Origin of the sequence: Neorhizobium sp. 2083 (assembly GCF_031455615.1) — a bacterium.
Taxonomy (GTDB): Bacteria; Pseudomonadota; Alphaproteobacteria; order Rhizobiales; family Rhizobiaceae; genus Neorhizobium.
Genome location: NZ_JAVDTC010000006.1, coordinates 109,197 through 121,261 on the forward strand (window position 1 = coordinate 109,197; position 12,065 = coordinate 121,261).

8 protein-coding genes are annotated in these 12,065 nt (G+C 63.1%); 3 read left to right on the forward strand and 5 right to left on the reverse strand.

Annotated features, from left to right (window positions below; translation table 11 throughout):
* Positions 1 to 3 precede the first annotated feature (3 nt).
* Entirely contained in the window at positions 4 to 2,085 is a 2,082-nt protein-coding gene (pbpC, locus tag J2X76_RS22370; protein ID WP_310219505.1) for a penicillin-binding protein 1C, read from the forward strand.
* A gap of 1,079 nt (positions 2,086 to 3,164) precedes the next feature.
* Here the strand turns inward: pbpC and J2X76_RS22375 are convergent.
* The 5 genes from J2X76_RS22375 to J2X76_RS22395 all read right to left on the reverse strand — a co-directional run bounded on the left by J2X76_RS22375 (position 3,165) and on the right by J2X76_RS22395 (position 8,561).
* Positions 3,165 to 4,013: a dipeptide ABC transporter ATP-binding protein gene (locus tag J2X76_RS22375; RefSeq protein ID WP_310219507.1), complete on the reverse strand. Its 849-nt coding sequence runs from the start codon at positions 4,011 to 4,013 to the stop codon at positions 3,165 to 3,167.
* A complete protein-coding gene (locus tag J2X76_RS22380) occupies positions 4,010 to 4,867 on the reverse strand; it encodes an ABC transporter ATP-binding protein (RefSeq protein WP_310219508.1) in 858 nt (285 codons plus the stop codon). Before J2X76_RS22380 ends, J2X76_RS22375 begins: the two co-directional genes overlap by 4 nt.
* A gap of 3 nt (positions 4,868 to 4,870) precedes the next feature.
* The gene (locus J2X76_RS22385; protein ID WP_310219510.1) at positions 4,871 to 5,788 is read right to left on the reverse strand and encodes an ABC transporter permease subunit; all 918 of its coding nucleotides are present in this window, start codon (positions 5,786 to 5,788) and stop codon (positions 4,871 to 4,873) included.
* 15 nt (positions 5,789 to 5,803) lie between these two features.
* The gene (locus tag J2X76_RS22390; RefSeq protein ID WP_113285132.1) at positions 5,804 to 6,808 is read right to left on the reverse strand and encodes an ABC transporter permease subunit; all 1,005 of its coding nucleotides are present in this window, start codon (positions 6,806 to 6,808) and stop codon (positions 5,804 to 5,806) included.
* A 157-nt stretch (positions 6,809 to 6,965) separates the two neighbouring features.
* Positions 6,966 to 8,561, reverse strand: a complete 1,596-nt coding sequence (locus J2X76_RS22395) for an ABC transporter substrate-binding protein (protein ID WP_310219511.1) — start codon at positions 8,559 to 8,561, stop codon at positions 6,966 to 6,968.
* Between the two features lie 530 nt (positions 8,562 to 9,091).
* On the opposite strand from J2X76_RS22395, the gene J2X76_RS22400 reads away from it, so the two are divergent.
* Positions 9,092 to 10,525, forward strand: coding sequence for a M20 family metallopeptidase (locus tag J2X76_RS22400; RefSeq protein ID WP_113285183.1), 1,434 nt, complete (start codon positions 9,092 to 9,094; stop codon positions 10,523 to 10,525).
* Positions 10,526 to 10,659: 134 nt separating this feature from the next.
* Positions 10,660 to 12,015, forward strand: a complete 1,356-nt coding sequence (locus J2X76_RS22405) for an aspartate aminotransferase family protein (protein WP_310219512.1) — start codon at positions 10,660 to 10,662, stop codon at positions 12,013 to 12,015.
* Positions 12,016 to 12,065 lie beyond the last annotated feature (50 nt).

Consider the following 12,065-nt stretch of genomic DNA (forward strand, 5'->3'; position numbering starts at 1 on the left):
CCAATGAAGCGCAGGTGGAAACTTTCGATCGGTCTTGCTGTCGGCCTCGTCCTCGCGGCGGGGCTGATCGTCGGCCTCGATGCGGCCGACAGGGCCTATCCGCCGCCGCTCGAAAGGGCGCGGGTGGTTTCCGCCGAGGTGCTGGATGCGGATGGCGAACTGCTGCGGGCGTTCGCGACGCCGCAGGGCCGCTGGCGGCTTCGCACGACGATCGAAAATGTCGATCCTCGTTTCCTGAAAATGCTGGTCGCTTATGAAGACCAGCGCTTCTACGAGCATGCGGGCGTCGATCCGTGGGCGCTCGGTCGTGCCGTGCTGCAGCTCGTCACCAACGGCCATGTCGTCTCGGGCGCTTCGACGCTGTCCATGCAGGTGGCGCGGCTGATCGAACCGCGCGAGAGCCGGTCGGTCGCGGCAAAATTGCGCCAGCTCGTCCGTGCCGTCCAGATCGAGCGGCGGCTTTCGAAGGCGGAAATCCTCGAACTCTACCTCACCCACGCGCCTTACGGCGGCAATCTGGAAGGGGTGCGGGCCGCGAGCCTTGCCTATTTCGGCAAGGAGCCGCGGCGGCTGACGGTGGCGGAAGCCGCCCTTCTCGTCGCCCTGCCGCAATCGCCGGAAGGCCGGCGGCCGGACCGGCATTTCGAGATCGCAAAGGCGGCCCGCGAGCGGGTGCTGATGCGCCCGGCGGTCGCCGCAATCACCGGCGATGGCGAGGCGGAACGGGCGGCGGGCGATGGCATCCCGAGGCGCCGGCTGCAACTGCCGGCCTATGCGGCGCATCTTGCCGAAGCGGCGATCCGCAAACAGCCGAAGGTCGAGCAGCACAGGACGACCCTGAAGCGCAGCATCCAGCAGGGGCTGGAGCAGGTCGCGAGAGAAGCTTCGGTCAAGCTCGCTCCAAAAGTTTCCGTCGCCATGGTGATGGCGGACATCACCACCGGGGCGATCGTCGGCGAGGTCGGTTCCGCCGACTATTTCGATGCCGAGCGCTCCGGCTGGGTGGACATGACGCGCGTCAACCGCTCGCCGGGCTCCACGCTGAAGCCGTTCATCTATGGGCTGGCCTTCGAGCAGGGGCTGGTTTCCCAGGAGACGATCATCGAGGACCGGCCGGCGGATTTCTTCGGATACCGCCCGAAAAATTTCGACATGACCTATCAGGGCGATGTCAGCGTCCGGCAGGCGCTGCAATTGTCGCTCAACGTGCCGGCGATACGGCTGCTGGATGCCGTCGGGCCGTCGCGGTTGATGATCCGCTTCCGGCGCGCGGACGTGCGGCCTGTGCTGCCGGCCAACGAGGCGCCGGGCCTGGCGATCGGGCTTGGCGGCGTCGGCATCACGCTCAAGGATCTGGTGCAGGCTTATGCGGCGCTTGCCAATCGCGGCAATCCGCTGCGGATCGGCAACGGCATCGAGGATAAGCCGGGCTTGATCGACGGCGAGCCGCTGCTCGAGCCGCAGGCGGTGTGGAACGTCGCCGACATTCTCTCGGACGTCCTGCCGCCGCAGGGCAGCCGCCGGCTCGGCATCGCCTACAAGACCGGCACGAGCTACGGTTATCGCGACGCCTGGTCGGTCGGGTTCGACGGGCGTCATGTGCTGGGCGTCTGGGTCGGGCGGCCGGACAATGGTGCGGTGCCGGGGATCGCTGGCTACCAGACGGCTGCGCCGATCCTGTTCGAGGCTTTTGCGAAATCCGGTGTGCCGATCACGCCGCTGCCGTCGGCGCCCTCGGGCGCCGTCCGCATCGCACAGGCCGAACTGCCGATCAGCCAGCGGCGTTTCTCGATGACCGCGAACGGGCTGATTTCCGCCTCGACGCGCGAGCCGGCGCCGCAGATCGTCTATCCGCCGGAAGGCGCGCGGGTCGATCTCGGGGCGCAATCGGGCGATATCTCTCCGCTGGTGCTGAAGCTGCAGGGGGGGCGCGCACCCTTCCGCTGGCTCGCCAACGGCAAGCCGCTCAACGAACTTTCCCGCCGGCGCACCAATGAATGGACGCCGGATGGGGCTGGATATTCGACGCTGACGGTGATCGATGCCGCGGGGCGCGCGGCGAGTGTCCGGGTGTTCGTGGAGTGAAGACCGCTCGATAAAGCTGATGGAACGATCCGGCGGATTGGATCCTCGGGTCAAGCCCGAGGATGACGAAAGAGAGGGTGTGCCCCGGCTGTCCCAGAGCAATCGGGTCCTCAAATGAAGGTTTTCACAAGTGGGGCGGCCGCTGTTTTCGCCAGTCCTCCCAACACGCTCGTCATCCTCGGGCTTGACCCGAGGATCCACTCACCAAGGATTAAAAGCTCTTGGGATATCCACCGTTTCCCGGCCTTCGGCCAACATTCCGGAGCCCCGCGCAGTCGCCTGCCGTGGTTTTCAAAGATCGGAGAGCCCACACGAATGCGGAACCTCATATAGATTTTAATAGGTGGCTCCACATTCGCGTGGCCTTCGGCGTCTTGTCGAGGCTTCCGGCCTCTACAGGTGATCACCTCGCCTCGCTGCGTGGCTTTGTTCGCGGTCTCCTTTCGGGAAACCCTGCCACTTGCACGGCTCAACCGAACCTGGCCCGGCGGCCAGGGGGAGGCTTGATAGGAATGTTCGCCTTTCGACGGGCACTCCATGGCTTTCACCTCCCTGACCTTTCCTGCACGTTACAGGTCCAATCAGGGCGCCGGCCCCCGCCTGCCCGCGAACGTCTCGCGAAACACTCCGGCGACGGAAGCGGGAGGATTGTAGGCATGGGTTGGGAGGACGGGGATGATGATGAGATCAAGTTATTGGAGATGCTAGGCTGGGATGATGAATTGTCCACGGGACAAGCATGGAAAGACAGCATCGGAAGGCGTCTCCCGCCTACCCCCCTCTGTCCTGCCGGACATCTCCCCCTCAAGGGGGGAGATCGGCTGGGAGCGCGGTCTTGCCCAGCCAAAAGCCTTGAGACTGACGAACCCACTCCCTGCAAACTTCCAGCCATCGCACAAATCAAAGAGGGCTCGCCGAGCAAACCTCCTTCGATCTCCCCCCTTGAGGGGGAGATGTCCGGCAGGACAGAGGGGGGTGTGACACGGCACAACCTCTCTCAAACCGCCCGACGACCGCACTCGTCAGTTCTCCGAAATAGGACTTCCGGAAAGCATGATGCGGTCGCTTCGAAGGACGTTCTAGGCTGCCGCCTTCTTCTTCGCGATACGAGCACGGATCGACTCGATATCCGCCTTGGGCGTCGCCTTGAAAAGCGTGCGGGTATATTCGTGCTTCGGGTCGGAAAACACCTCGTCGCGGGTGCCGTATTCCACCGCCTCGCCGAAATACATCACCATCACCTCGTCGGCGATGTAGCGCACCACCGACAGGTCGTGGCTGATGAAGACGTAGGTGAGGTCGAATTCGTCCTGGAGGTCGGCGAGCAGGTTCAGCACCTGGGCCTGCACCGAAAGGTCGAGCGCCGAGACCGGTTCGTCGAGGACCAGCAGTTTCGGTTTCATCATCAGCGCGCGGGCAATCGCGATGCGCTGGCGCTGGCCGCCGGAGAACATGTGCGGATAGCGGTTGTAGTGTTCCGGGCCGAGGCCGACCTTGGTCAGCATTTCGCTGGCGCGGTCGCGGCGTTCGGCAGCCGACATGTCGGTGTTGATCGCGAGCGGTTCGCCGAGCACGTCGCCGATCTTCTGGCGGGGGTTGAGCGAACCATAGGGGTTCTGGAAGACGATCTGCACCTTCTGGCGCATGTCCTGGGTCAGGTGGCCCGGGCGGGTATCGACCTTCTTGCCGTCGATCAAAAGGTCGCCGCCGGTCGGTTCGTCGATGAAGGTCAGCATGCGGGCAAGGGTGGACTTGCCGCAACCGGATTCTCCGACGATCGCAAGCGTCCTGCCGCGTTCCAGCTTGAAGGAAACGCCCTTCACCGCATGGATGATCTTCTTCGGCTTGAAGAGGCCGCCCGGCAGTTCGTAATCGCGCTTGATGTCGCGCACTTCGAGCATGGTATTATTCGTCATCGTCTCGCTCATGCGCCTACTCCGGGCGCCGGTTCCGGATTGCCGTCGAAGAAGGCGGAAACGGTGGTGAGGCGGTCGCCGGTGGCGTTTTCCGGCAGTGCCGCCAGAAGCGCCTTGGTGTAGTTGCTCTTCGGGTTTTCGAAGAGGGAAAGCACGTCGGCCTCCTCCATCTTGCGGCCCTTGTACTGCACGACGACGCGGTCGGCGGTCTCGGCGACGACGCCCATGTCATGGGTGATCATGATCAGGCCCATGCCGTTTTTGGCCTGCAGCGCCATGATCAGGTCGAGGATCTGCTTCTGGATCGTCACGTCGAGCGCAGTGGTCGGCTCGTCGGCGATCAAGAGCTTCGGATTGCAGGCGATCGCGATGGCGATCATCACGCGCTGGCACTGGCCGCCGGACATCTGGTGCGGAAAATGGTTCAGCCGCTCTTCCGGGTTGGGCAGGCCCACCTGTTTGAACAGTTCGATGGCGCGGGCGCGGCGGGCCTTGCCGTCGAGGCCGAGATGGATGCGCAGCACTTCCTCGATCTGAAAGCCGACCGTGAAACACGGGTTGAGGCTGGCGACCGGCTCCTGGAAGATCATCGCGATATCCTTGCCGATCAGCTTGCGGCGCTCGGCGGGGCTGATGTTCTGGATGTCGCGGCCTTCGAAGAGCATGCGGTCTGCGGTGATCTTGGCGGTCCACGGGAGAAGTCCCATGACGGCCAGCATGGCGACGGATTTGCCGGAGCCGGATTCGCCGACGATCGCCAGGACCTCGGCCTTTTCCACCGAGATGGAGACGCCGTCGACGGCGCGGAACCAGCCGGTCGCGGTTTCGAATTCGACGGTCAGGTTGTCGATTTGCAGAAGCGCCATTCTCTAGGACCTCTTCAGTTTCGGGTCGAGCGCATCGCGCAGGCCGTCGCCCATCAGGTTGATGGCGAGAACGGTGACGAGGATGGCGACGCCCGGGAAGGTGACGACCCACCAGGCGCGCAGGATGAACTCACGCGCTTCGGCAAGCATCGTACCCCATTCCGGGGCCGGCGGCTGGGCGCCCATGCCGAGGAAGCCGAGGGCGGCCGCATCGAGAATGGCGTTCGAGAAGGAGAGCGTCGCCTGGACGATCAGCGGCGGCGTGCAGTTCGGCAGGATGGTGCGGAACATCAGGCGCAGCGGGCCGGCGCCGGCAAGGCGGGCGGCGGTCACGTAGTCCCGGGTCTTTTCCGCCATCACGGCGGCGCGGGTGAGGCGCACGAAATGTGGCTGCAGGGTGAGCGCGATGGCGATCATGCCGTTGGTGAGGCTGGGCCCGAGGATCGCGACGAGCACGAGCGCGAGCAGCAGCGACGGGAAGGCGAGGATGATGTCCATCAGGCGCATGATGACGGTATCGACCCAGCCGCGGTAATAACCGGCGATCAGGCCGACGAGGATGCCGCCGGTCAGCGACAGCGTTGTCACGAACACGCCGATGAACAGCGAATATTGCGCACCGTAGATGAGCCGCGAGAGAATGTCGCGGCCGACCGGATCGGTGCCGAGCAGGTAACCTGCGCGGCCGCCTTCGGTCCAGACCGGCGGAACCAGAACGGCGTCGCGATACTGTTCGAACGGCGAGTGGGGCGCGATGATCTGCGCGAACACGGCGACGAAGACGAGGCCCAGGAAAACGAACAGGCCGATGACGGCACCGCGGTTTTCGGAAAAATAGAACCAGAACTCTTTCAGCATCTGGCGGCGCATGGCGGAGCTGGAAACCGGCTCCGGCGCCTTCTCGATAAGGGTATCGGCCATGGGAGTTTCTCCTTCTTAGTGCCGGATACGGGGATTGATCAGGCCGTAGAGCAGATCAACGATGAGATTGACGAACATGATGATCGCCGCGATCAGCAGAAGGCCGCCCTGGATGACGGCGTAGTCGCGGCGGAAGACGCTGTCGACCATCCACTTGCCGATGCCCGGCCAGGAGAAGATCGTCTCGGTCAGGATCGCGCCGGCGAGCATGACGCCAATCTGCAGGCCGATCGTGGTGATGACCGGGATCATGGCGTTGCGCAGCGCATGGATGCCGACGACGCGGAAGGGCGAGAGGCCCTTGGCACGGGCGGTGCGGACATAATCTTCCGAGAGCACTTCGAGCATGGCGGAGCGCGTCTGGCGGGCGATGACGGCGAGCGGAATGGTCGCCAGCACGATCGAGGGCAATGCCAGATGGCTGATCGCCGAGGCAAAGGCGCCCTTCTGGCCTGACAGCAGCGAGTCGATCAGCATGAAGCCGGTGACCTGCGGGAAGAAGAACATCAGCGAGATGCGGCCCGAAACCGGGAACCATTGCAGGATGCCGGAGAAGAGGATGATCAGCAGCAGGCCCCACCAGAAGATCGGCATCGAATAACCGACGAGCGCGATGCCCATCAGGCCCTGGTCGAAGATCGAGCCGCGCTTGATGGCGGCGATCACGCCGGCCGGAATGCCGAGTGCGATGGCGATGACGATGGCGCAGAAGGACAGTTCGACGGTGGCCGGAAAGAGCGCCCAGAACTGGTCGAGGATCGGCTTCTTGGAGACGATCGAGGTGCCGAAATCGCCGGTCAGCACGCCGCCGAGATAATCGAAATACTGGATGGCCAGCGGCCGGTCGAAGCCGAGATCGTGGCTGATCTGGGCGTGGCGCTCCGGCGACATGACGCGTTCGCCCGAAAGAAGTGCGACCGGATCACCCGGCAGAAGTCGGATAAATGAAAATGCAATGATCGAGACCCCGATGAAAGTCGGGATCAGCACGGCTAGACGCCGCAAAAGGAAGCCAAACATTCGAAACCTTCAGTGGTTTTTGGTTCGTGGCCGGTTCGCAGCTTTGTCAAGCCATGAATGCGGCAATCTTGGCGTCTGCGCCAAATTTTGTCGTCTCATAAGAAAATGCCGCGGGAAACGCAACGCGTCCCGCGGCAAAATCGTCGTGGAGCGGCAATTACTGGGCGATATCGACAGCTTCGAAGGTGAAGTCGCCGAGCGGGCTCTGGGTAAAGCCGGTCACGCCCTTGCGCATCGGAACCACCGACAGGGAGTGGTCGATGGTTGCCCAGGGAGCGTCCTTCTTGAAGATCGCCTGAGCCTGTTCGTAGAGCTTGGTGCGCTCGCCCTGGTCGGACACGACCTTGGCCTTCTTCACCAGTTCGTCGAACTCCTTGTTGCACCACTGAGCGCGGTTGTTGCCGCCGACGGCGTCGCAGCCGAGCAGCGTGTCAAGGAAGTTGTCCGGATCGCCGTTGTCGCCGGTCCAGCCCATGATGGCGGCGCCGTCACGGTTCTTGTCCTTCGAACGCTGCAGGTATTCAGCCCATTCGAAGGAAACGATCTCGACCTTGACGCCGATCTTGGCGAAATCGTCCTGGATGATTTCGGCCGCGCGGCGGGCGTTCAGCATGTAGGGACGCGAAACCGGCATCGCCCAGACCTTCATGGAGAGGTCCTTGACGCCTGCGTCGGCGAGCATCTTCTTGGCCGCGTCGAGGTCGTAGGTGTCGTCCTGGGTGGCCTTGCTGTAGGACCACATGGTCGGCGGGATCGGGTTGACGGCCGGCGTCGCCATGCCCTGGAAGACGGCGTCGACGATCGCCTTCTTGTTGATCGCCTTGTTCAGCGCCTTGCGGACTTCCAGCTTGTCGAACGGAGCCTTGGTGGTGTTGTAGGCGAGGTAGGCGACGTTCAGGCCTTCCTGCTCCAGAACCTGGAGGTTCGGGTCAGCCTTCATGGCCTTCACGTCGGCGGCGTTCGGATAGGGCATCAGGTGGCATTCGCCGGCCTTGAGCTTCTGGTAACGAACGGCGGCGTCGGTGGTGATCGCGAAGACGAGGTCGTCGATCTTCGGAGCGGTGCCCCAGAAATCGGCGTTCTTCTTGTAGCGGATGACGGCGTCCTGCTGGTAACCGACGAAGGTGAACGGACCGGTGCCGACCGGCATCTGGTTCAGCTGTTCCTTCTTGCCGGCCTTGTCGAGGCTGTCGGCATATTCCTTCGAGACGATCGACGCGAAAGGCATCGCGATATTGGCGAGGAACGGTGCTTCCGGACGGTTGAGCGTGACCTTGACGGTCAGGTCATCGACCTTCTCGATCGACTTGATGAGCTTCGGAAAGCCCATGCCTTCCGCATATTCCCACGAAGCGCCGGAAATATACTTGTGCCAGGCGTTCTTCTCGTCGATCTGGCGGCCGATCGAGAAGACGACGTCGTCGGCGTTCAGGTTGCGGGTCGGCTTGAAGTAGTCGGTCGTCTGCCACTTGACGTTCGGGCGCAGCTTGAAGGTGTAGACCGTGCCGTCGGCGGAAATGTCCCAGCTCTGGGCAAGGGCTGCTTCCGGCTGGGTCGTGCCCGGCTTGAACTCGAGCAGGCGGTTGTAGATCGGATGCGCCGAAGCGTCGAAGGTCGTGCCGGCGGTATAGATGCCGGGATCGAAGCCTTCCGGAGAACCTTCCGAGCAATATACGAAGGTCTTGGCGCTGGCCGTGCTTGCAAAGAACGTTGCCGACAGCAGCGCTGCGGCAAGGGCGAGTTTGTATTTCATATGGATCTCCCAATGACCTGTGGCCGGCTTATGTGCCGTGCCCGGTTGATGTCTTCAGTTGGAATGGAACGCCTTGGCGCCCAACGACTGGTATTCCTGTGTCCACCTCCTGGCCGGCGATATTTCGCTGCGGCCGGCCTTCAAAATGCGTTTCTCCTGGCGGGTCCGCTCCGGCGATGAGCCGCGCATGTCCCTATTGTTGTTTGATTCCGATCACCGGCCTCCCGCCGTATCGGATTTCACGCCCGCTTTATTTCTTAGAAATTTTTCCACAAAATTGGCAAAATCCCGATGCGTTTTTATTGTTTTCGGCTCCTGCCTTAGATTTGCCTGCGGGCCGTGGTGCGCGAGCATAGCGATTATGATCCCGTTGTCGAGATGGTAACATTCGCGCTCTGGTCACATCCTCGTCCTTTTCGCCCAATCTCTCCGCAGTGCCGATTTCTGCGGCAATGCCGCATTGCCATCGGCTGAGAATTGGCTACGGTTCGCCCTTCCGACCAGCATAAATGTATCGAGGCAACGGTTTCATGACGACAGGCAACTCCAACCTCCCCCTCGTTTGGGATTTCATCGACCGCAAGAAAGAGGTCTTCACGGAACTCGCGGACCGCGTTTGGGAGACGCCGGAAACCTGCTACATGGAGACGCTTTCCGCCGCCGCCCATCGCGAAATGCTGGAGGCGCAGGGCTTCAGGATCACCGAAAACGTCGCCGGCATTCCGACCGCGCTGATCGGCGAGGCGGGCGAGGGCGGTCCGGTGATCGCCTTCCTCGGCGAATATGATGCGCTGGCGGGCCTCAGCCAGAAGGCCGGCCTCACCCAGCATGACCCGATGACACCCGGCGCCAACGGCCATGGCTGCGGCCACAATCTTCTCGGCTCGGCGTCGCTTCTGGCTGCCACGGCGCTGAAAGACTGGCTCGAAAAGACCGGCACGCCCGGCCGCGTGCGCTATTACGGCTGCCCGGCGGAAGAGGGTGGGGCCGCGAAGGCGTTCATGGTGCGGGCCGGCGCTTTCGAGGATGTCGACATCGCGATCAGCTGGCATCCGAGCAATTTCGCCGGCGTGCAGCGGGAGACTTCGCTTGCCAATTGCCGCATCGACTTCACCTTCACGGGCCGCGCCGCCCACGCCTCGGCGGTGCCGGAACTTGGCCGCAGCGCGCTCGATGCCGTCGAGCTGATGAGCGTCGGTGTCAATTACATGCGGGAGCACATGCCGTCCGAGAGCCGGATCCACTATGCGGTCCTGGATACGGGCGGCATCTCGCCGAACGTGGTGCAGGCGCATGCCAAGGTGCGCTATGTCGTCCGCTCCGCCGACCTGCCTGGACTTTTTGCCCTGATCGAACGGGTCAAGAAGGTTGCCGAAGGGGCTGCGCTGATGACCGAGACCAAGGTCGAAAGCACGATCCTGGCGGGCGTCTCCAATCTTGTCGTCAACACGCCGCTGATGGACGCAATGCAGGATGTCTGGGACAGCATGGGTCCGCCGCCCTTCGACGCGGCCGACATCGCTTTTGCGGAAAAGATCCGCGCCACGCTGACGCCGGAAGACATCGCGGCGAGCTGGAACCAGGAGCGGCTGGAACAGCGGGACGTCCCGCTTGCCGACTTCATCCTGCCGCCGCACACCGAAAACCGCCAGATGGGCGGTTCGACCGATGTCGGCGACGTGAGCTGGGTGGTGCCGACCGTGCAGGCCTATGGCGCGACGCTTGCCGTCGGCACCCAGCTTCACACCTGGCAGGTGGTGGCGCAGGGCAAGAGCCCGCTCGCCCACAAGGGCATGGTTTCCGCCGCCAAGGCGATGGCCGCGACCGGGCTTGCGGCGATGACAAGCGATCAGCTGCGCGAGGCGGCCTGGGCCGATCTCAAGAAGCGGCGCAGGGGGCAGGACTACAAGAGCCCCATTCCTGACGGCGCCGAACCTCCGGTGGCGGCGATGACGCTGAAATGACCAAATAAACTGATCGACGCGTCAACTATTTTGAACGGTTGATGCCGATGAAAACGGCGTTTTGGGGTGTCCAATATCGCCGTTTCCGCCTATGGAATTCATAGGCCGTTGCGTGTCTTACAGGAGATCCCTTCGTGACTATCCAGCCCAATTCCATCGAAGCCCGGGACAAGGCTTACCAGCTCCACTCCTACACCAATGCGCGCGCGCTGGAGCGCGACGGTTCGCTGGTGATCGATCGCGGCGAGGGCATCTATGTCTATGACGTGAACGGCAACAAATATATCGAAGGCATGGCCGGGCTCTGGAGCGTCGGCGTCGGGTTCGGCGAGAGCCGGCTCGTCGAGGCCGCCGCGAAGCAGATGGCGAAGCTCCCCTACTACCATACCTTTACCCTGCGCAGCCACGGCCCCTCGATCGATCTCGCCGAGAAGCTGATCCAGATGGCCCCGGTGCCGATGTCGAAGGCCTATTTCACCAATTCCGGTTCCGAGGCCAACGACACCGCCATCAAGATGGTCTGGTACCGTTCGAACGCGCTCGGCAAGCCGGAAAAGAAGAAGATCATTTCGCGCATCAAGGGCTATCACGGCGTGACGATCGCCAGCGCCAGCCTGACCGGCCTGCCGAACAACCACCGCTCCTTCGACCTGCCGCTGGCCGGCATCTTCCACACGACCTGCCCGCACTACCGCGCCTTCAAACAGGAAAACGAGACGGAGGCGGCGTTTGTCGAGCGCTGCGCCAGGGATCTCGAGGATCTGATCCTCAAGGAAGGCCCGGAAACGGTTGCCGCCTTCATCGGCGAGCCGGTCATGGGGGCGGGCGGCGTCATCGTGCCGCCTGCCGGTTATTGGGATGCTATCCAGAAGGTGCTCAGGAAATACGACATCCTGCTGATCGCCGACGAGGTGATCTGCGGTTTCGGGCGTACCGGCGAGATGTTCGGCACCACGACCTATTCGCTGCAGCCGGATATCATGACGCTGTCGAAGCAGATTTCGTCGTCCTACCAGCCGATCTCGGCGCTGCTGATCAACGACAACGTCTACGGCCCGCTTGCCGATGAATCGGCGAAGATCGGCACGTTCGGCCATGGCGTGACCGCTGCCGGTCATCCGGTCGCCGCAGCGGTGGCGCTGGAAAACCTGGCGATCATCGAAGAACGCGACCTCGTCGGTAACGTGCGGGCGCTGGCGCCGAAGTTCCAGAGCCGGCTGAAGGCGCTGGAAAGCCATCCGCTGGCGATCGAAGCGCGCGGAGTCGGGCTGATCGGCGCTCTGGAGCTCAAGCCGCGCGACGGTTTCGCGGCCGGCCAGCTCGGTCCCAAGCTGCTGGCGATCATGCTCGAAAAGGGCCTGATCTCGCGGGCGATCGGCGACTCGCTGGCGCTCTGCCCACCGATGATCATCAACGAGCAGCAGGTCGATACGATCTTCGACACGTTCGAAGCGTCGCTGGAAGCCTTCGGCAGGCAGCTCGCGGCCTGACCACTTCCGGAGCCGCGCTAACCTATTGGTGCGGCTCCCGATTGCGAACG

Coding starts and splice junctions, on each gene's coding strand:
- pbpC (WP_310219505.1), top strand. CDS start 4: ATGAAGCGCAGGTGGAAACTTTCGATCGGTCTTGCTGTCGGCCTCGTC.
- J2X76_RS22375 (WP_310219507.1), bottom strand. CDS start 4,013: ATGAGCGAGACGATGACGAATAATACCATGCTCGAAGTGCGCGACATC.
- J2X76_RS22380 (WP_310219508.1), bottom strand. CDS start 4,867: ATGGCGCTTCTGCAAATCGACAACCTGACCGTCGAATTCGAAACCGCG.
- J2X76_RS22385 (WP_310219510.1), bottom strand. CDS start 5,788: ATGGCCGATACCCTTATCGAGAAGGCGCCGGAGCCGGTTTCCAGCTCC.
- J2X76_RS22390 (WP_113285132.1), bottom strand. CDS start 6,808: ATGTTTGGCTTCCTTTTGCGGCGTCTAGCCGTGCTGATCCCGACTTTC.
- J2X76_RS22395 (WP_310219511.1), bottom strand. CDS start 8,561: ATGAAATACAAACTCGCCCTTGCCGCAGCGCTGCTGTCGGCAACGTTC.
- J2X76_RS22400 (WP_113285183.1), top strand. CDS start 9,092: ATGACGACAGGCAACTCCAACCTCCCCCTCGTTTGGGATTTCATCGAC.